The organism is Paenirhizobium selenitireducens ATCC BAA-1503 (genome assembly GCF_000518785.1).
Lineage (GTDB): Bacteria > Pseudomonadota > Alphaproteobacteria > Rhizobiales > Rhizobiaceae > Allorhizobium > Allorhizobium selenitireducens.
This window is the reverse complement of sequence record NZ_JAEG01000001.1, coordinates 767,640-785,675: the sequence shown is the minus strand read 5'-3', so window position 1 is coordinate 785,675 and position 18,036 is coordinate 767,640. Positions and strand designations below refer to the sequence as shown.

Annotated in this window: 14 protein-coding genes; 3 read left to right on the top strand and 11 right to left on the bottom strand. The window is 63.8% G+C overall.

Annotated elements, in window-relative coordinates:
- Positions 1 to 54: 54 nt before the first annotated feature.
- The 4 genes from L867_RS24510 to L867_RS0103790 all read right to left on the bottom strand — a co-directional run bounded on the left by L867_RS24510 (position 55) and on the right by L867_RS0103790 (position 4,227).
- On the bottom strand, positions 55 to 1,242 hold the full coding sequence (locus tag L867_RS24510) for a capsular polysaccharide export protein, LipB/KpsS family (RefSeq protein ID WP_084638436.1): 1,188 nt from the start codon (positions 1,240 to 1,242) through the stop codon (positions 55 to 57).
- The gene (locus tag L867_RS0103800) at positions 1,239 to 2,309 is read right to left on the bottom strand and encodes a glycosyltransferase family 4 protein (RefSeq protein ID WP_028735649.1); all 1,071 of its coding nucleotides are present in this window, start codon (positions 2,307 to 2,309) and stop codon (positions 1,239 to 1,241) included. The genes L867_RS24510 and L867_RS0103800 overlap by 4 nt, the downstream gene beginning before the upstream one ends.
- Positions 2,310 to 2,331: 22 nt before the next feature.
- Positions 2,332 to 2,808, bottom strand: coding sequence for a transcription elongation factor GreA (gene greA, locus L867_RS0103795; protein WP_028735648.1), 477 nt, complete (start codon positions 2,806 to 2,808; stop codon positions 2,332 to 2,334).
- 189 nt (positions 2,809 to 2,997) lie between these two features.
- Complete coding sequence (locus L867_RS0103790; protein WP_028735647.1) at positions 2,998 to 4,227, bottom strand: T6SS phospholipase effector Tle1-like catalytic domain-containing protein; 1,230 nt, start codon at positions 4,225 to 4,227, stop codon at positions 2,998 to 3,000.
- 121 nt (positions 4,228 to 4,348) lie between these two features.
- Here L867_RS0103790 and L867_RS0103785 point away from each other — a divergent pair, with 121 nt between their 5' ends.
- The gene (locus L867_RS0103785) at positions 4,349 to 5,389 is read left to right on the top strand and encodes an endonuclease/exonuclease/phosphatase family protein (protein ID WP_028735646.1); all 1,041 of its coding nucleotides are present in this window, start codon (positions 4,349 to 4,351) and stop codon (positions 5,387 to 5,389) included.
- A gap of 94 nt (positions 5,390 to 5,483) precedes the next feature.
- On the opposite strand, the gene L867_RS0103780 is transcribed toward L867_RS0103785, so the two are convergent.
- The 6 genes from L867_RS0103780 to carB form a co-directional block, all read right to left on the bottom strand.
- Positions 5,484 to 7,022: an MFS transporter gene (locus tag L867_RS0103780; RefSeq protein WP_028735645.1), complete on the bottom strand. Its 1,539-nt coding sequence runs from the start codon at positions 7,020 to 7,022 to the stop codon at positions 5,484 to 5,486.
- Positions 7,023 to 7,113: 91 nt separating this feature from the next.
- Positions 7,114 to 7,578, bottom strand: coding sequence for an SRPBCC family protein (locus L867_RS0103775; protein WP_028735644.1), 465 nt, complete (start codon positions 7,576 to 7,578; stop codon positions 7,114 to 7,116).
- Positions 7,579 to 7,580: 2 nt separating this feature from the next.
- Positions 7,581 to 8,027: an SRPBCC family protein gene (locus tag L867_RS0103770; protein ID WP_028735643.1), complete on the bottom strand. Its 447-nt coding sequence runs from the start codon at positions 8,025 to 8,027 to the stop codon at positions 7,581 to 7,583.
- Positions 8,020 to 8,373 carry an ArsR/SmtB family transcription factor gene (locus tag L867_RS0103765; RefSeq protein ID WP_028735642.1) on the bottom strand — a complete coding sequence of 118 codons (354 nt, stop codon included), beginning with the start codon at positions 8,371 to 8,373 and terminating at the stop codon, positions 8,020 to 8,022. Before L867_RS0103765 ends, L867_RS0103770 begins: the two co-directional genes overlap by 8 nt.
- A gap of 113 nt (positions 8,374 to 8,486) precedes the next feature.
- The gene (locus tag L867_RS0103760; protein ID WP_028735641.1) at positions 8,487 to 8,681 is read right to left on the bottom strand and encodes a DUF2283 domain-containing protein; all 195 of its coding nucleotides are present in this window, start codon (positions 8,679 to 8,681) and stop codon (positions 8,487 to 8,489) included.
- Positions 8,682 to 8,870: 189 nt separating this feature from the next.
- On the bottom strand, positions 8,871 to 12,353 hold the full coding sequence (gene carB / locus L867_RS0103755; protein ID WP_028735640.1) for a carbamoyl-phosphate synthase large subunit: 3,483 nt from the start codon (positions 12,351 to 12,353) through the stop codon (positions 8,871 to 8,873).
- A gap of 354 nt (positions 12,354 to 12,707) precedes the next feature.
- Here carB and L867_RS24505 point away from each other — a divergent pair, with 354 nt between their 5' ends.
- On the top strand, positions 12,708 to 13,730 hold the full coding sequence (locus tag L867_RS24505) for a phosphatase PAP2 family protein (protein WP_051438794.1): 1,023 nt from the start codon (positions 12,708 to 12,710) through the stop codon (positions 13,728 to 13,730).
- A 184-nt stretch (positions 13,731 to 13,914) separates the two neighbouring features.
- Here the strand turns inward: L867_RS24505 and L867_RS0103740 are convergent, their stop codons facing one another.
- Positions 13,915 to 16,257: a methyl-accepting chemotaxis protein gene (locus tag L867_RS0103740; protein ID WP_028735639.1), complete on the bottom strand. Its 2,343-nt coding sequence runs from the start codon at positions 16,255 to 16,257 to the stop codon at positions 13,915 to 13,917.
- 220 nt (positions 16,258 to 16,477) lie between these two features.
- Here L867_RS0103740 and L867_RS0103735 point away from each other — a divergent pair, with 220 nt between their 5' ends.
- Positions 16,478 to 17,962, top strand: coding sequence for an amidase (locus L867_RS0103735; protein WP_028735638.1), 1,485 nt, complete (start codon positions 16,478 to 16,480; stop codon positions 17,960 to 17,962).
- Positions 17,963 to 18,036 lie beyond the last annotated feature (74 nt).

The window sequence follows — 18,036 nt, the reverse complement described above, 5'->3', positions numbered from 1 at the left end:
GCCCTTTCGCCGAGTGGTCTTAGCGCAGTTGCGCCGATACGCAAGCCGTTGGCACTATCTTTCGTGATCGGGCCGGAGTGCGGCGATAAAGGCCGCGTGCTCGTCGTTGCCCTCGGCGCGGCGGCGTATCGCCTCAAGCAAGAAGGGTTTCGGATTGTCGATGTTGCCCGGTAGCAGGAAGACGTTGTAGACATAGCGGAGGAAGGCCTCACGCAGCGCCTCGTCGGGTTGCCAGCCGGGCAGTTCGCCCATAACGCGCAGAAGCTCGTTCTCGCCGGAGGCCATGCGGACGATGCCCTTGATATTGTAGGGTGCGTCTCCGAGAGTGACAACCCGCTTACCAAGTAACAGGCTTTCCAACCCGGCGGTCGAATTGATGGTGATCACCGCGTCGGCCGCCTCAATGAGTTCACGCGTGTCGTTGCGATTGGCGAAGACGATGCGGGGATGCGGAAGTACGTGCTTGCGGATTGAGAGTGGAAAGCTCGGATGTTCCTTCACAACGAAGTTCAATTCCGGCATGCTGTTGGCCAGCCGGGCGATGACGCCGTAAAGTTGCGTCATGCCGCTGATCCATGGAGAGTGTTCGAGCACCTGCATGTCGCTCGGCACCTGCATCGGCACGAAGACATAGGAATCGGGCAGATCATCGACTTGTTTGCCTCGGAGCTTGGTGCGGCGGCGGCCGATGTCTTCCGGAAGGCGAGTGCCGACGCTGGCCGGCAGGGACCGGTAGAACCCAGGATCGCGCGGCAGCGTGCTGCCGAAATTGATGCCGTTCCGGTCGCATTGCAGTGTCTTCGGGAAGAAGCCTTTTTCTACGACGAGTTTCCCGCGCCCCAGATGATCGGCCACTGCGCCGGTCAGAGAATCAGGCATTAGGAAGCCGTTGTAGACAAGGGCACGAGCCTGCGGGTGGCGCTTGAATTCAGCAATTAGCAAAGCGACCGAGAGCCGTGCTCGCATCTGTAAAGCGGTTCGATAGAACGCAGCGGCCACGAAGTTGCCGAACAATCGCGGAAAGCGGATCCGGCGGCGCAGCAGATTGCGCTCGACGTATGGCTTAAGGTCGAAGGGGGCTGCGCCAAAGGGTGAGACGAGCGCCGCTCCGAGGCCCTCAAGACGTATGAGATGGCGTAGTCCCGCCATCAATCCGACCGGTACTGATACCATGTCTGCGCCCATCGCAGCTCGGATTGCTCGTAAATGCTTCATTTGGCCGACAAAGTTCGTCTTGCTCATGGTTGGGATCCCCAGCTTCCTTGCACGAGAAGCCGGTTATAGACCATCTCCAGCGCCGTCGCCTCCCGCACGAGGGCGAAATTCTCGACCACATGGGCGCGTCCGCGCCGGCCGGCTTCGATCGCCTCGGTCGGGTCGGCGAGATAGCCGGCAATCGCGTCGCGCAGCCCCTCGTAGTCGCCGGCGGGCACCACCTTGCCGGTTACGCCTTCGGCGATCAGTTCGGCATAGGCGCCGGCATCGCTGGCGACCGAGGCTGTGGACGATGCCATGGCTTCGAGCGGGGTGAGGCCAAAACCCTCGTTGCGCGAAGGTGCGACATAGAGCGTGAGGCGCCGGTACCACGGCCTGATGTCGTCGACCTCGCCGAGGAAGACGATGCGCGACGACAGGCCGGCAGCGGCGATGTCGGCCTTGAGTTGGTCGGCGAAAGTCTTGTTGTCCGGGGTCACCCGTCCGCTGATCACTGCGGTCCAGTCGGGAAAGCGCGGCAGGAGCTCGATCATGGCACGGACGAAGAGGTCGGTACCCTTCTGGTGGCGCACCCGGCCGAAGCAGCCGACGAGATATCGTCCGGGGAGGCCGGTTGCGGCGATCGTGTCATCGACGCCATCTCCCGGATGGAAACGCTCGATATCGATGCCATGACGGATGACGGTATGGGGCACCTTGAGGAACGAGCCGGAGCGGGCGCTGGTGGCGACCACGGCGTCCATCTTCGAGATCAGCCAGCGGGTATAGCCGGTATGATGACGCTGGGCGGCCGAGGTGAACAGCAGCTTCAGCGGCATGCGCAGGACGTCGCGCAGCAACAGGCCGAACAGCATCTCGTTGTTGCGGCGGGCGTGCCAGACGCGGTTGCTCGCGGACTTCGGCCGGCGCCAGAGAGCCGGCAGCTGCGCCCAGGATATCTTCGGCAAATCGTCCGGCAGGCCGGGGCCGAGCGTGACGACGCCACGCCCGAGCCGACGCTGTTCGGGGATGAGCTGGACGACGGTCGAAGTCACGCCGGAAAGGCGCCGCTTGAAATGCGGCGCGATCACGGTGATGTCGTCGAGGGGAGGCAAGGGGGAAGCCTTCCGGGCCGGATCAGCCCCAGTTGATCGCGAGGATCTCGTAGGCCTTGGAGCCGCCCGGAGCGACGACTTCGATGTTGTCGCCGACTTCCTTGCCGATCAGGGCACGGGCGATCGGCGAGGAGATCGAGATGCGGCCAGCCTTCACGTCGGCTTCCTGATCGCCGACGATCTGGTAGGTCTTGTGCTCCTCGGTGTCCTCGTCGATGAGCTTGACGGTCGCGCCGAACTTGATCGTGGAGCCGGACATCTTCGACAGGTCGATGACCTCGGCGCGCGCAATCAGGTCTTCCAGTTCGCCGATACGGCCTTCGTTATGGCTCTGGGCTTCCTTGGCGGCGTGATACTCGGCGTTTTCGGAAAGGTCGCCATGGGCGCGCGCTTCAGCGATCGCCTCGATGATGCGGGGGCGTTCTTCCTGCTGGCGCCAACGCAGTTCCTCGTTCAGCTTCGTGAAGCCGGACTGCGTCATCGGTACCTTTTCTACCATGTCATTTTCCTTCGCATTTCATGCCCGCTTGGCGCTGGACATAAAAGAAAACAGGTCCCGAAGCGAAGCCACGGAACCAGTTCAAATCAACGATAGACAAACTATAGCAGATTGGATCGCGCAATTTCCAGAGATTTAATTTTTCCTTTTGGAGGAACCTCTGGAGGCCGTGCCTCCCACGGAGGTCCGTCACGGCTCAATCCGGTAGTTCTTCGGCAGGTTGCGCGGGCGGTAGGGGCCGTCGGGCGGCATGCCGTTCAGCCGATCGAGCACGGACTGATGGATCAGGGCATCTTCCGGAATGAAGCGCGGATCCGAGAGCGGCAGGTAGACGCCGCCGCCCTTGCCGCCGTGGCGCCAGGACGAGGAGGGGATGCGCCGCGGCAGGCATTCGACCAGCCGCCAGACGAGGTTCATGGAGTCGTGCGGCCTCGCCATCGGATCGGGCGCGACATAGGCCTTGTTCGGGTTCTTGCCGAGCACAACCTCGTTGACGGTGAGCGTCGAATAGTCGAGGCCCATCGTCTTCGTTTCCGCGATCATCCAGGCGAGCGGCAGCTTGATCAGCGCGCTTTCGCTTTCGGGGTAGCCGCCGCCGACATCGCCGTGCGCGCCGGTGAACCAGACCTCCTTGACGTCCTGCGGCACCACCGGCCGATCCTTGGGCGGACGGAAGGGGCTGCCCCAGAAGGGCTGGTCCGGGGTCCAGGGCTCCGCACGGTACATGGTCCGCTTCTCGTCGATGGCGACGGCATGGCGCACCCGCCGGACGCTCGGATTGCGATGGGTGAAGGGGTGGGTCTTGAACTTCAGGCCGACTTTGCCGGATTCAATCACCGAAGCGACGGTGTCGAACAGGCCGAGCAGTTCGATCGCCGGGCGGTAGCCCTTGAGCGTGCGCTCGTAGATCCGCATGTCGGCAAAGGCGGACTTGCCGGCTTCGTCTTCGCCATCCGCCGTCGTCTTGTGTTCGGAAATGCCCTTGTAGGTCCGGTAGGCATAATCGACCAGGTTGAGCTGCTCGGGACGGACGAGCCCGAGGCTATGGATGAAGCCGGCCAGAACCCGCGCCGTATAGGCGCCGCGGCTGAAGCCGAAGAGATAGATCCGGTCGTCCTCGCCGATCTTCTTGCCGTCCTTGTCGCGCGGGGCTGCCTGATAGTTCTCGATGATGAAGCGGTAGGCTTGCTTGACGTTGGCGTCGATGCCCCAGCCGGTGGCCAGGCCCCAGATCTCCACCGCCTTGCGCCACCAGCGCGACCAGGCATTGTCTGCGCCAAAAGTGCCGACGCCCGGATCGTAGTAGACGATCTGCTGGTCGGTGCGCCGTAGCGTGCCGAACAGGCGCAGGATATTGGTGCGGTCGGCGGCGATCTCGTTCGAGGTTCCGTCGAACAGAAGAACGATGTTCTTGCCCATGGTCTGACCCCATTACCGAAACGGCCTCAGGTTATCACAACCGTGTCATGTTTACAATTTTAAGTGGATGTCGCAGTCTGTGGACATCCTGTCAGTGGATTGCGGGCAAGGGGAGGACGACATGCCTGATCTGAGAGTGGCCACCTTCAATCTCTACCATTTTGCCGCGCCGGGCATCTACTGGCACGAGCGCAAGGCGAGCGCGACCTACACGCCGGAGCAATGGGCGGCGAAGCTCGACTGGATCTCCGGCATGCTGACCAAGATGAACGCCGATGTCGTCGGTTTCCAGGAAGTGGTGTCCGACGAGGCCTTGAGGGTGCTGACCCAGGCGGCGGGCTATCCCTACTTCTACAATGCGGCGCGGGCGATCTTCGATCCGGACGATCCGGAGATTTATGTCAACGCCACGGTGGCGGTTGCCTCGCGGCTGCCTTTCACCACGGTGAACGACCTGGCCGGTGTCGCCGGCATCCCGGCCGACACCGTGATCGACGAGGGCTTCGGCTTCTCCCGCGTTCCGGTCGAGGCCGTCGTGCAGGCGCCGAGCATCGGCGAAATCAAGGTCTATGTCTGCCACCTGAAATCGCAAGGGGCCTTCGTCGATCCGGACGCGATTGACGCGGTCGGCGACTGGGCGGACAAGGTCAAGCGCTACTATGCGCTGAGGGCCGTGGCCGGCGTCGATCAGGTGGCCAAGCGGGCGGCGGAGGCGGGCGCGCTCTACCGCACCTTCCGGCGTATCCTCGACGTCGATCCGGCGGCGGCGGTCATCCTGCTCGGCGACATGAACGAGGATCCCGAATCCCACACGCTCGGCATCCTGACGCAGGGCGAGCGGGTGTTTTCCTGGGGCAGTGTTGCCGGCGACGCGATCCCGGAAGAATTCGCCTATCTGAAACACGTCTTCAAGCTCTACGACGCCTGGCATCTCGTGCCGACCCAGATGAATACCCGGCCGGTGACGCATAGCAGCTTCGGCCATGGCTCGGTTCTCGACTACGTGATCCTGTCGAACGGCCTCAATCCGAAAAATCCGCGGCGCCACGGCACGGTGAGCAAGATCGAGGTGTTCGACGCGCATTTCCGCGAGGGGCCGGAACGCGGCATCGCGTCTGACCATGCCCCTGTGGTCGCCACGATCACCGGTCCCGCCGTCTGAGGGCTGGGCGAGGCGAGGCGTCCATCATAGCGTCTCGCCCCGCGCCCACCCGCGTATTCGCGATGCGGTCCGCTGCCTTCCTTCGGCCGCTGCCTCAGTGGGCAGCGGTTGTGGCGGCTGGCGGGTTTGTGCCGTAGACCCAGCGCGCGAGGAGGGCGAGGGCCACCAGCGTGATTGCCGCTACGCCGCAGGAGACGGCAAAGCCGAGCGAGAAACTGTCGCGCGCCACTTCGAGCCAGGGCGTCCCTTCGCCCTTCATGCTGCCCGCGACCTCGACGGCGGCGGCAAGCGTCGAACGGCTGGCCTCGGCCAGCGGCGGCGGCAAGGCGCCGAGGTCGGTGGTGGCCATGGCCAGCCGGTAGATGATGCTGGCGAGGCTGCCGAGCAGGGCAACACCCATCGCGCCGCCAAATTCCGCACTGGTCTCGGAGATCGCCGAGGCCGCGCCGGCGCGCTCCGGCGGGGCGGAGCCGACGATGAGGCCGGTCGTGGTCAACACGACCGGGACGAAGCCGAGGCCGATCAGCATGCTGGCGAACAGCACCCCATAGAGGCTCTGGCCATAGGCCGCCATCGCCATCACGGCCGCGCCGATCGCATTGACGGCAAGCCCAAGCAGCACGGTGCGGACCGGGCCCAGCCGGTTGGTGATGCGGTAGGCCTGAAGCGACATGACGGTAAAGACCAGGCTGGGCGCAATCGACCAGAGCGCGGCCTGCAGCGGCGAAAGCCCGAGCACCAGCTGCAGGAACTGGTTCTGGAAGAGGAAGATGCCGAAGACGAAGAAGACGCCGAACAGGTTGACCAGCAGCGACGCGGTAAAGGAGGGGATGGCGAACAGCGACAGGTCGATCAGCGGGTCTTGCAGTCGCATCTGGCGGCGGAGAAACACGACGCCCAGACCGAGACCTACCGCGATCGGCGGCAGATGGACCAACTCGAAGCCGTCCGTGGCGATGTGCTTGAGGCCGTAGATGACGGGCAGGACGCTCGCCAGCGACAGAAGCACGCTTGCGACATCGATCCGGCCGGATTGTTCGCTGCGGAACTCCGGCAGCAGGAAGGGGGAGGCGACGACGAGCGCCAGCATGACCGGGACGTTGATCAGGAACACCGATCCCCAGTGGAAGAATTCCAGCAGGACGCCGCCGAGCAGCGGTCCGATCAGGCCGCCAAGGGCGAAAGCCGTGCCCCATATGCCGATGGCGCGGTTGCGCTCCGACTCGTCGGAAAACAGGTTGACGACCAGCGAGAGCGTGGAGGGTGCAATCGTGGCCCCGGCGATGCCCAGCAGTGCGCGGGCAAAGATGAGCATCGACGCCGTCGTGGCAAAGGCGGCGAAAAGCGAGGCCAGACCGAAGGCGGCTGCGCCGATCATCAGGATCCTGCGCCGGCCGACCCGGTCGCCAAGGGTGCCCATCGTCACCAGAAAGCCGGCGACCATGAAGCCGTAGATGTCGTTGATCCAGAGCAGCTCGGCGGCGGACGGCGCGAGATCGGCGGTGATCGCGGGCATGGCGAGAAACAGGACGGAGAGGTCCATGGAATAGACCAGACAGGCGATGGAAAGGACGAACAGTCCAATCCATTCGCGGCTGGTCGCCCGCGCTGCAATGGGCAAAGATTCGGTCATGACCTGGTGTCCTTGAAAATTCCGGCGGAGAATTTCGCGAATTCTCCGCCTTGGCAAGTGTCGATTTTGCCCGGCCGCAACTCCCGGTGGTTCAGCCGGTCTGCGTCCTGACATAGGCGTCGAGCTTGGCGAGCGTCTGGTTGCCGCCGTCGACCGCGCCGAACTTCAGCGTTGCGTTGCGCGCCTCGGGCGTGGGGAAGACAAGGGTCAGCGTCACGCGGGTCCTGTCGCCTTCCGCCTCGAAGCGGATCTCGCCTTCGAAATGCGCGGGCTCGCCGATCTCGGCGCCGTGATCATAGAAGAGGCGTGTCGGCGGGCTGATCTCGCGGTAGCGGATCCAGTTCGGCCATGCCTTGCCGTCCGGGCCATGCATCGTGTAGCGCCACAGGCCGCCGACGGAAAAGTCCATCTCGTGGGTTTCGTTGGTAAAACCGTCCGGTCCCCACCAGGCGTCGAGATGCCGGGCCTCGGAGAACATCCTGAAGACCAGTTCGGGCCGGGCGCCGACGAGGCGCGAGACGGAGAGGGTTCTGTTCGGATCTGCGTGGACTGTCATGGTCAAGCCTTCCCGGTCTGGTTTTGAAGGTGGTCTTCCAGGCGGTCGAAATTCTGCTCGTTGGCCGCTGCCAGGAATTTCTCGAGCTGCAGGTTTTCTTCGGTGGGTTCGAACAGCATGCGCCAGGTGAGCCGCGTGCCGTCCGCCTCCTCGTCGAAGGTCATGGTCATGGTGAAGACATGCATGGGCAGGTGGTGGACGTAGCTGATCCGCTCCGGCTCGACGATCTCCTCGAATGTCGCGTGATTGTCGAAATCGGTGCCGTTGGAGGCGGTCATGACGATCCGCCACTTGCCGCCCGGCCTGAAGTCGAATTCGGGGACGGTATTGGTGAAGCCGTGGGGACCCCACCAGTGCTTCAGTTGGTCGGGCTCGGCGAAGGCATCGAACACCGCCTGGCGGCTGGCCGCAAAGAGACGCGTGTTCAGGATTTCAAGCTTGTCACTCATGATCGTCGCCTTTCTTGTCAGCGTCGTGCTTGATGGTTTCGAGATAGGTTTCCAGCCGGTCGAAGCGGTGCTCCCACAGGTCGCGATATTCCTCAAGCCAGCTGTCCAGCTTCTGCAACGGCTCCGGCTCCAGCCGGCAGGGGCGCCACTGGGCGGTGCGGCCCCGCGAGATCAGCCTGGCCCGCTCCAGCACCTTCAGGTGCTTGGAGACGGCCGGAAGGCTCATGGCGAAGGGCTCGGCCAGTTCGTTCACCGTCGCCTCGCCCCGCGCCAGCCGCGCCAGGATCGCCCGGCGGGTGGGGTCGGCGAGCGCGGAGAGCGTATCGGAGAGAGGGTCGAGAGACATTACTTAGCTCATCGGTTAATTAACTGAATGGTTAAATAAAGGAGGAGTAGAAGTCTGTCAACGCCTGGCGTTCAGGATTCCTATGGATATCTGCTCAAGGGAGATGGAAAGGCTTAGGCCGCGTCGTCGAGCACGGCAGGCGGCAGGTTGGTGCGGGCGTTGAGAACTTCCATGCCGACGATGTGTCCGTCGCGATCGTAATCCAGGACGATGCCCTGCGATACTTCCTCGGATTCGAGCACGGGCTCGCTGGAAAAGCGGACATAGGCGGCATCTGCCGCTGGATCGTATTCGAGCTTCGGCTTCATTGCGGCATCCGTGCTTTCCGATCGAGGAACGCCGTGATGATACGGATTCCGTCTTCGGTTTCCAGGCAAATTGTCCCGAAGACCGGACCCTGTGCCTATCGCCAATCAGTCACGGTGTGCCGAACTGCCGCTCCAAGATTACCGTCTGCGAATGGGCGGTGAAACGGAGCGGCTTGCTCATGGTGCCTCTCAGAAATAGCTCTGCAGCGGCCGAACTTCGAGTTGGCCCTTCTTCAGGGCCTGGATGGCTTCGGCCGCGGCGAGCGCGCCGGCCATGGTGGTGTAGTAGGGCACTTTCTGCATCAGGGCGGCGCGGCGTAGCGACTTCGAATCCGAGATCGCCTTGTTGCTGTCGGTCGTGTTGACCACCAGCTGGACCTGCCGGTTGCGGATGGCGTCCTCGATATGCGGGCGGCCTTCCAGAACCTTGTTGATCTTGATCGCATCGATGCCCTGTTCGGCGAGGAAGCGCTGGGTGCCGCCGGTCGCCATGACCTTGAAGCCGATCTCGGTCAAAAGCTTGATGGCCGGCAGAACGCGGACCTTGTCCTCGTCGCGGACCGAGACGAAGACCGTTCCGTCGCGCGGCAGTTCGACGCCGGCACCGAGCTGGCTCTTGGCGAAGGCGAGGGCAAAATCGGTGTCGAGGCCGATGACTTCGCCGGTCGAGCGCATTTCCGGGCCGAGCAGTGTGTCGACGCCGGGGAAGCGGGCAAACGGGAAGACGGCTTCCTTGACGGCAATGTGCTTGAGGTTGCGCGGGTCGGGCTTGGCGCCATAGGCGGCAATCGCCGCATCGAGCTTCTCGCCGGTCATGATGCGGGCGGCGATCTTGGCGATCGGCGCGCCGATGGTCTTGGCGACGAAGGGCACGGTGCGCGAGGCGCGCGGGTTGACTTCGAGAACGTAGATCACGCCGTCCTTGATGGCGTATTGCACGTTCATCAGGCCGCCGACGTTGAGCGCCTTGGCCATGGCCTTGGTCTGGCGTTCCAGTTCGTCGAGGGTTTCCTTGGAGAGCGAGCGCGACGGCAGCGAGCAGGCGCTGTCGCCCGAGTGGATGCCGGCTTCCTCGATATGCTCCATGATGCCCGAGACGAAGACATCGGTGCCGTCGCACAGCGCGTCGACATCCACTTCGATGGCATTGGTCAGGTAGCTGTCGAACAGAAGCGGGTTCTTGCCGAGCAGGGTGTTGATCTGGCCGGTCTTGTCGTTCGGGTAGCGTTGCTTGATGTCCTCAGGAACAAGACCCGGAACCGTGTCGAGCAGGTAGGACTGCAGCATCGATTCCGAATGGATGATCTGCATGGCGCGGCCGCCGAGAACGTAGGACGGGCGCACGACCAGCGGGAAGCCGATTTCGGAGGCGACCAGACGGGCCTGCTCGACCGAATAGGCGATGCCGTTGTTCGGCTGGTTGAGGTCCAGCTTCATCAGGAGCTTCTGGAAGCGGTCGCGGTCTTCGGCCAGATCGATCATGTCCGGCGCGGTGCCGAGGATCGGGATGCCGTTCTTTTCCAGCGCCTCGGCGAGCTTCAGCGGCGTCTGGCCGCCGAACTGGACGATGACGCCGACCAGTTCGCCCTTTTCCTGCTCGGCGCGCAGGATCTCGATCACGTCCTCGGCCGTCAGCGGCTCGAAGTAGAGCCGATCCGAGGTGTCGTAGTCGGTCGACACTGTTTCCGGATTGCAGTTGATCATGATCGCTTCAAAGCCGGCATCCTTCAGCGCGAAGGCGGCATGGCAGCAGCAATAGTCGAACTCGATGCCCTGGCCGATGCGGTTGGGACCGCCGCCGAGAATGACGACCTTCTTGCGGTCGGAAACCTCAGCTTCGGAGCGAGTCTGTCCGACGAAGGGCGTCTCGTAGGTCGAGTACATGTAGGCGGTCGGCGAAGCGAATTCGGCGGCGCAGGTGTCGATACGCTTGAACGCCGGACGGACGTTGAGCGCATTGCGGATCTCGGCCACTTCCTTCGGGCGCTTGCCGGTGAGGCTGGCAAGGCGCGCGTCGGAGAAGCCCATGGCTTTCAGCATGCGCAGGTTCTCGGCATCTTCCGGCAGGCCGTGGTCGCGGATGCGGGCTTCCATGTCGACGATTGCCTTCAACTGGGCGATGAACCAGGGGTCGATCTTGCAGCCTTCATGCACCTCTTCCGGCGACATGCCGAGGCGCAGGGCCTGGGCGACCATGCGCAGGCGGTCGGGCGTCGGGGTGCCGATGGCGGCGCGAATGGCGTTCTTGTCGTCGCTCTGGCCAAGGCCGGGAATTTCGATCTCGTCGAGGCCGGTCAGACCCGTTTCAAGCCCGCGCAGGGCCTTCTGCAGCGATTCGGCGAAGGTGCGGCCAATGGCCATGACTTCACCGACCGACTTCATTGCGGTGGTGAGCGTCGGCTCGGCGCCGGGGAACTTCTCGAAGGCGAAACGCGGGATCTTGGTGACGACGTAGTCGATCGACGGTTCGAACGAGGCCGGGGTCGCGCCGCCGGTGATGTCGTTTTCCAGTTCGTCGAGCGTATAGCCCACGGCGAGCTTGGCGGCGACCCGGGCGATCGGGAAGCCGGTGGCCTTCGATGCAAGCGCCGAGGAGCGCGACACGCGCGGGTTCATTTCGATGACGACGAGACGCCCGTCGGCCGGGTTGACGGCGAACTGCACGTTCGAGCCGCCGGTCTCGACCCCGATCTCGCGCAGAACCGCGATCGAGGCGTTGCGCATCATCTGGTATTCCTTGTCGGTCAAGGTCAGCGCCGGCGCGACCGTGATCGAATCGCCGGTGTGCACGCCCATCGGATCGATGTTCTCGATCGAGCAGATGATGATGCAGTTGTCCGCCTTGTCGCGGACGACTTCCATTTCATATTCCTTCCAGCCGAGCACCGATTCCTCGATCAGCACTTCGGTGGTCGGCGAGGCGTCGAGGCCGGAACCGATGATCTCGAAGAATTCCGAGCGGTTGTAGGCAATGCCGCCGCCGGTGCCGCCCATGGTGAAGGAGGGGCGAATGATCGCCGGCAGGCCGACGACGTCGAGCGCCTGGGCGGCAACCGCCATGGCATGGTTCATGTAGCGCTGCTTGCGGTCGGTCTCTCCGAGGTTCCACTGGTTTTCCAGCGCGTCGAGCGCGGTGTCGAGTTCGGCGCCGGAGAGCCTGGCCTTGATTTCGGCGCGGGCTACCTCGTGGGTCTTGCGGTCGAGATCCTTGATCTCGGTGGCATTGGCCAGCATCGACTTCGGCGTTTCGAGGCCGATCTTGGCCATGGCCTCGCGGAACAGCGCACGGTCCTCGGCCTTGTCGATGGCGGCCGGCTTGGCGCCGATCATCTCGACATTGTAGCGGTCGAGAACGCCCATGCGTTTCAGCGACAGCGCGGTGTTGAGCGCCGTCTGGCCGCCCATGGTCGGCAGAAGCGCGTCGGGGCGCTCCTTGGCGATGATCTTGGCGACGACCTCGGGCGTGATCGGCTCGACATAGGTTGCGTCGGCGAGGCCCGGGTCGGTCATAATGGTCGCCGGGTTGGAGTTGACGAGGATGACCCTGTAGCCTTCCTCCTTCAGCGCCTTGACGGCCTGGGTTCCGGAATAGTCGAATTCGCAAGCCTGACCGATGACGATCGGCCCCGCGCCAATGATGAGGATGGACTTGATATCTTGGCGCTTGGGCATCGGCGTCTTCCAATTTTCAGTTGCGCGAAAGGCCGGCCAGGGTGAATTCACCGGCCGGGGCGCAAACGAGGTCTTTTAAGGCTAGAAGCGGCTTATAGGGAAATGTTGGCCGAAGCGGAACCCCGAAATTGACGATTCCGACAGGAAATCTTGTCTCGACGGAATTGGGACGACGGGCGACCAGATCTCATTGCCGAAGCCGACCGGCGCCGTAGCTGTTTGCCAGATGTCGCAGCTTGGGGGATTAAGGTTTTCTGAGCAATAGAGTGCTTATCTATCCGGATGAGATCTCTACCTGGTCCCGGTACTGTGCGAAGCCTTGCTTTCGCGCTTCGGCGTGAGATTGCGGAGCAGATGCGCCGCGATGCGCTGATCTATTCCTGCGTTGCCGCCTACACCGTGGTTTGTCTTGCTGTACTCCATGGGAGCGCGCATTGGGAACAGTCGTCCCATACGAACTATCTCGTGCAGTGGCCTTTGACCTTCCTCTGGTTCATGCCGATGATGGCCGTGGCGTTCGATCTTGCGCATGGCATTTTGCGTTTCGACCAGCGTCGGGGCCGGGCCTATCGCCGCTTCTTCGGCACGAAGCGCCTCGGCCGTCTGCTGTCGGGCATGGTCTTGCTGATGGCCCTGATGATTTTCCAGGGCAGCTTCACGTCGTTCAAGAACATGCTGCCTATTCTCGCCGGCGGTTTCCGTTATGACAGACTGCATGCCGACATCGATCGCTTCATCCACTTCGGCTACGATCCCTGGCAGTTGCTCTATCCGATCGCGGCCAACAAGACGGTGCTAGCGCTTGTGGAATGGAACTACAGCATTCTGTGGTTCGTTCTGTGTTTCGCGGCGCTCTTCTTTGTTGCGACCTCGCCGCGGGCAAACGGCGTTCGTACCCGCTACATGCTGATGTTCATGTTCGTCTGGGTGTTCTGCGGCAATGTGCTGGCCGGGCTCTCCCTTTCGGCCGGGCCTGCCTATTATGGCGCGGTCACCGGCGACGAGGCCCGTTTCATGGAGCAGTTGGCCTTTTTGTCCAATGGCCAGGCCCGGGCCTTCCAGGAATATCTCTGGCAGATCTACAAGAGCGGCGTTGCGGGCTTCGGTTCGGGCATCTCGGCCTTTCCGAGCGTTCATGTCGGGCTGATCTCGATGAACGCCCTGTTCCTTGCCGACCGCTATCCGAAGCTGGCTGCACCCGCCGCGGCCTATACGCTCCTCATCATGGCGAGCTCCGTCTATCTCGGCTGGCATTATGCGATCGACGGCTATGCTTCCGTCGTCATCGTCCTGGTCGCCCACAAGCTGTTGAAGTCCCTGGAGGCGCGCAGAGCCGGGAGCGCTCTGTCGTCTCAACTCGCAGCGCGCGGCGCCTGAGTCTGTTCCGGGTCCGAACCGTGATCCGAGACTGTGAGGGGCTGTTCCCGTCGAGGTCGGGCTCCCGGCAGATCGTCTCTTCTATCGGTCAGCCTTCTCCCCCCAATTCACGCATGGTGCCGGAACGAAGAATGGCGGGCTCGTGGCCCGCCATTCGCAGTTTCCGATGCTCTGTCCCTTAGGCTCAGAACTCTTCCCAGTCGCTGGTGGTCGGTGCCGGCTTGGCGCCGATCGCGGCGGCGAGGCGGTTGCCAAGGGCGCGGGCCGGGGAGGCGACCGGTGCGGACCGGGCCGGGCTTGCCGCGACCGGCCGGGCGGGGGCGGCAGGGGCAGTCCGCATCGGAGCCGCGGTGCCGCGGCCATTGCCGAGGTTGAACTGGTCGAGGCGGGCGGAAAGCGCCGAGACTTCCGACACCAGCGTGTGCGAGGCGGCGTTGGTCTCCTCGACCATGGCCGCGTTCTTCTGCGTGCCCTGGTCCATGATGTTGACGGCCGAGTTGATTTCGCTCAGCCCGGTCGACTGGTCGCGGGCGGCCAGCACGATCGCCTGGACGTTGGTGTTGATCTGCTGGACTTCGGCGACGATCGCCTGAAGCGCTTCGCCGGTCTGGCCGACCAGAGAGACGCCGTTGCGCACCTGCTCGCCCGAGGCGGTGATGAGCGCCTTGATCTCCTTGGCCGCATTGGCCGAACGCTGGGCGAGTTCGCGCACTTCCTGAGCGACGACGGCAAAGCCCTTGCCGGCTTCGCCGGCGCGGGCAGCCTCGACGCCGGCATTCAGGGCCAGCAGGTTGGTCTGGAAGGCGATCTCGTCGATCACGCCGATGATGTTGGAGATCGACTGCGACGACTGCTCGATCGCGCTCATGGCGTCGACGGCGGTACGAACCACTTCGCCCGAACGCTCGGCGCCTTCCTTGGTGCGGCTGACCTGGAGGCCGGCATCCTCGGCGCGCTGGGTCGATTCGTGGACCGAGCGGGTGATCTCGGCCAGTGCCGCGGCCGTCTGCTCGACGGAGGCGGCCTGCTGCTCGGTGCGGCGGGCGAGGTCGTCGGCGGCGGAGCGGATCTCGTTCGAACCGTTCTGGATGGTCGAGGCGTTCTCGCGGAAGGAGAGCATCGCGGCCTGGAGCTTTTCGATCGACTCGTTGAAGTTGCCGCGGATAGAATCGAGCGTGCCGTTGAACGGCTTTTCGAGGCGCACCGTCATGTCGCCGTCCGACAGGCGTGCAAGGCCGTTACCGAGTTCCGTGACGACGAAGCGGATTTCTTCCTCGCGGGACTGGTGGCCCTTGGACCGTTCGTTCCGCTCGACTTCTTCCTGGACGCGGTGGGCCTCGGCCTCGTTCTCGAGCTGAACCTTGCGGCGGTTGTTCTCCAACAGGATCTGCAGCGAGCGGGAAAGGTCGCCGAGTTCGTCGGACTTTTCGCGGTCGGTCAGTTCGACGTCGAGGCGGCCTTCGGCGATCTGCGTGGTCTGGTGGATCACGCGGTTGATGCGGCCGATGAAGCCACGGGCGAGCAGCCAGCCGGCCACGACCAGAAGAACGGCCGCAAGGCCGATGATCGCCGCGGAATTCCACACGATCTTGGTGAGGCTCGCATAGACCGTCGCGCTGGGCACCGAGACGACGACGTTCCAGACGGCACCTTCGAACGGCACGATCGGCAACGCCACGGCGAGATCTTCGGTGCCGTCGGGCCGGACGATGGTCTGGGCCTCGCCGGGCTTGGCCAGGGCGCGCTCCCAGGCTGCGGCATCGACGCCGCTTTCCTTGAGCGCCTTGCCCATCACCGCCTTGTCCGGGTGGCTGACGAAAGCATTGGCGGAGGAGAGCAGTGCGACATAGCCGTCACCCAGCGGGCGTTTGGCAGCCAGGTCGGCTGCCGTCTTGTCGAGGTCGATGTCGGCGCCGACATAGCCGACGACCGCACCGTTGGCGCGGGTCGGCAGCGACAGGGTGGTCATCAGCACGTCCTTGCCGTTCACCGGATAGACGTAAGGCTCCATGAGGACCGGTTTGCCGGTCTTCACCGGCAGTTGATAATAGTCTCCGGCGCCCGGCTTGTCGTAGTCGACCAGGACCTCGACCTTGATGTCGCTGCCGGCGCGGAACACGTAAGGCACGAAGCGGCCGCTCGCGTCATGGAAAGGTTTGCCGACATAGTCCGCGTCCTTGCCGTCGAAGGCGTTCGGTTCCCACCCGGTCGAGAGACCGATCGCGCCCGGATAGCCTTCGAGCGTCTTGTGCAGAAGGGCCACGGTATTGTCGCGGGTTGCCGAACCGGTTTCGCGCAGCGACGTGATCGCCGCCTCCAGACCGCTGACCATACGGTGTCCATCCCGCAGACCCGCATTGATCTCGGCTGCGGCCTGCTGCGCGGCTGCGCGCATTTCGTTGAGGCTCGCGGTGCGGATATTGTCGTAGGAGATGGTCACGAGCGTGGCTGCTACGCCGATCGTCGTCACGACGCCGAGCGCGACCGCCGAGAATATGTTGCGGCTTGTGGCCGATTTGAAAAGCATGGGGTGCCCCCTCTCGAGCAGGTTTCTGAACCTTCGGTCCACATGGCGAACCGGTAGGTGACCGCGCGGTTAGCCAGCGCAGCGGGGCAAGATTAAACTTTTCGTGGTTAAGCAGATGTTTAAAGAGGTTCAATGTCGGTGCCGTTTTGGCGTTTTACTCGATTTATTGCGTTGTCGGCGCCGTTTGACCTGCTAGTTTGGACAAAAAGCGGGGTATGGGATGTATTCTTCCTATTTTGAGCATGACGGTTTGGGGCTTGCCGACCTGGTCCGGCGCGGCGAGGTCAGTGCGCCAGAGCTGGTTGAGACCGCGATCGCCGCGATCGAAAGGCTGAACCCGCCGCTCAATGCGGTGATCCGGCCGATGTTCGACGAAGCCCGGCAAGCGGCAGCCGGACCGCTCAGTGACGGCCCGTTCGCCGGTGTGCCTTTCCTGCTCAAGGACCTGCTGTCGCAGGTCGCGGGCATCCCGACCTCGCAGGGCAATCGTCTCTGGGCCAAGATCCCGGCCTCCGCCGACAACGAGCTCGTCAAGCGCTGGAAGCGGGCGGGGTTGATCATCCTCGGCAAGACCAACACGCCGGAATTCGGCCTGACGCCCTATACCGAGCCAAAGACCTTTGGTCCGACCCGCAATCCGTGGGACCTGACGCGCACGCCGGGCGGCTCGTCCGGCGGCTCGGCGGCGGCCGTTGCCTCGGGCATGGTGCCGCTCGCCTCCGGCGGCGACGGCGGCGGTTCCATCCGCATCCCGGCCTCGGCCTGCGGCCTGTTCGGGATGAAGCCGACGCGCGGCAGAACGCCGGTCGGCCCCTTCATCGGCGAGGCCTGGTCGGGCTTTGCCGGCGAGCATGTGCTGACCCGTTCGGTGCGTGATTCCGCCGCCATGCTGGACGCGACCCATGGCCCGGACATCGGCAATCCGCATCCGCTGCCGGAGTTTCGCGGATCATGGCTCGAGGCCGTCGGGCGCGCCCCGAAGCGCCTGCGGATCGCGGTGTCCTGCGAACCGATGCTTGGCAAGGCGGTCGCGCCGGAGGTTCGCGCGGCCTTTGCCGAAACGGTCCGCCTGCTCGAAGGGCTGGGACATCAGGTTGTGGAGGCGGCACCGCCGGTCGAGCGCGAGCGGTTCTCGCTCGCCTTCCTCACGGTGCTTGCCGCCGAGCTGCGCGCCGATATCGAGTTCATCGCCGAATTGAGCGGTGTGCGGGTGCGGCCGGAGGATTTCGATGCGTCCTCCTTCGGCCTCGGCCTGCTCGGCCAGGCTTTCTCGGCCGCCGAACTGGCTGCGGCGCTGCGCTACCTGAAGCTTTCGGCACGGTCGGTTCTCGGTTTCTTCGAGAGCCACGACGTACTGATGACGCCGGTTCTCTCCAGCCTGCCGGTGAAGATCGGCGCGCTCCAGCCGAAACCGATCGAGAAGAAGCTGATCCGCTTCATGGGGCATGTCCATGGCGGGTTGCTGCTGAAGAAGCTCGGCATCGCCAACCAGCTGGCCGCCCAGACCTTCGAATTCATCCCCTGGACGCCCGTGTTCAACGTCACTGGCCAGCCGGCCATGTCGGTGCCGCTCAGCTGGTCGCCGGAGGGGCTGCCGATCGGCATGCATTTCGTCGGCCGCTTCGCCGACGAGGAGACCTTGTTCAGCCTGGCCGGAGAGCTGGAACAGGCACGGCCCTGGAAGGACCGGCGCCCGCCGGCCTGAGCATGGGCACCTGTCACAAGACGGTGTCATTGACGGCCTAAAGCGGCGTCCATCTCCCCTCGATCGAAGGATGG

Excerpts from the sequence above, each read along its gene's own strand:
- L867_RS24510 (WP_084638436.1), bottom strand. The coding sequence starts at position 1,242 with ATGAGCAAGACGAACTTTGTCGGCCAAATGAAGCATTTACGAGCAATC.
- greA (WP_028735648.1), bottom strand. The coding sequence starts at position 2,808 with ATGGTAGAAAAGGTACCGATGACGCAGTCCGGCTTCACGAAGCTGAAC.
- L867_RS0103790 (WP_028735647.1), bottom strand. The coding sequence starts at position 4,227 with ATGGGCAAGAACATCGTTCTTCTGTTCGACGGAACCTCGAACGAGATC.
- L867_RS0103785 (WP_028735646.1), top strand. The coding sequence starts at position 4,349 with ATGCCTGATCTGAGAGTGGCCACCTTCAATCTCTACCATTTTGCCGCG.
- L867_RS0103780 (WP_028735645.1), bottom strand. The coding sequence starts at position 7,022 with ATGACCGAATCTTTGCCCATTGCAGCGCGGGCGACCAGCCGCGAATGG.
- L867_RS0103775 (WP_028735644.1), bottom strand. The coding sequence starts at position 7,578 with ATGACAGTCCACGCAGATCCGAACAGAACCCTCTCCGTCTCGCGCCTC.
- L867_RS0103770 (WP_028735643.1), bottom strand. The coding sequence starts at position 8,027 with ATGAGTGACAAGCTTGAAATCCTGAACACGCGTCTCTTTGCGGCCAGC.
- L867_RS0103765 (WP_028735642.1), bottom strand. The coding sequence starts at position 8,373 with ATGTCTCTCGACCCTCTCTCCGATACGCTCTCCGCGCTCGCCGACCCC.
- L867_RS0103760 (WP_028735641.1), bottom strand. The coding sequence starts at position 8,681 with ATGAAGCCGAAGCTCGAATACGATCCAGCGGCAGATGCCGCCTATGTC.
- carB (WP_028735640.1), bottom strand. The coding sequence starts at position 12,353 with ATGCCCAAGCGCCAAGATATCAAGTCCATCCTCATCATTGGCGCGGGG.
- L867_RS24505 (WP_051438794.1), top strand. The coding sequence starts at position 12,708 with ATGCGCCGCGATGCGCTGATCTATTCCTGCGTTGCCGCCTACACCGTG.
- L867_RS0103740 (WP_028735639.1), bottom strand. The coding sequence starts at position 16,257 with ATGCTTTTCAAATCGGCCACAAGCCGCAACATATTCTCGGCGGTCGCG.
- L867_RS0103735 (WP_028735638.1), top strand. The coding sequence starts at position 16,478 with ATGTATTCTTCCTATTTTGAGCATGACGGTTTGGGGCTTGCCGACCTG.